This window comes from Streptomyces sp. DH37 (assembly GCF_029813835.1).
GTDB lineage: Bacteria > Actinomycetota > Actinomycetes > Streptomycetales > Streptomycetaceae > Streptomyces.
Map to the genome: position 1 here is coordinate 1 of NZ_JARVKV010000241.1, position 394 is coordinate 394.

Consider the following 394-nt stretch of genomic DNA (forward strand, 5'->3'; position numbering starts at 1 on the left):
GAGCAGGGAGCGGCCGGCGCCGTCCTTCAGCAGCGCGATCGTCTCCTCCGGCGAGGTGTGCCCGAGCCAATCCCCGTTGCGGCGGAACTGGCTGGGCAGGGCGATGGTGAGGCGCTTCAGCTGGTGGCCGGTGACGGTCTGGCCCGCCGCGGCGGCCACGCCATGGGTGACCGTGGCCGCGGCCGCCATGCCCTCCGGCCGGCCGGCACCGGAGGCGTTGGCGAACGCGTCGTCCTCCTGCTCGGCGATCTTCCGGGACAGGGCCTGGGAGATGATCGCCGCCAGGTCGTCGGTCGCGTCGTCCAGCTCGTCGACGCCGATCGTCACCCAGGCGTTGAGGTCGTGGACCTCGATGGTGTCCTTGTCGGCCGGGGCCGCCGGCAGACCGTCCGCC

The 394-nt window shown here is 73.6% G+C and carries 1 protein-coding gene; it reads right to left on the reverse strand.

Annotated elements, in window-relative coordinates; all coding sequences use genetic code 11:
• Positions 1-394, reverse strand: a 394-nt coding sequence (locus QC029_RS30850; RefSeq protein WP_279559136.1) for a phage major capsid protein, incomplete at both ends; no start/stop codon positions are given.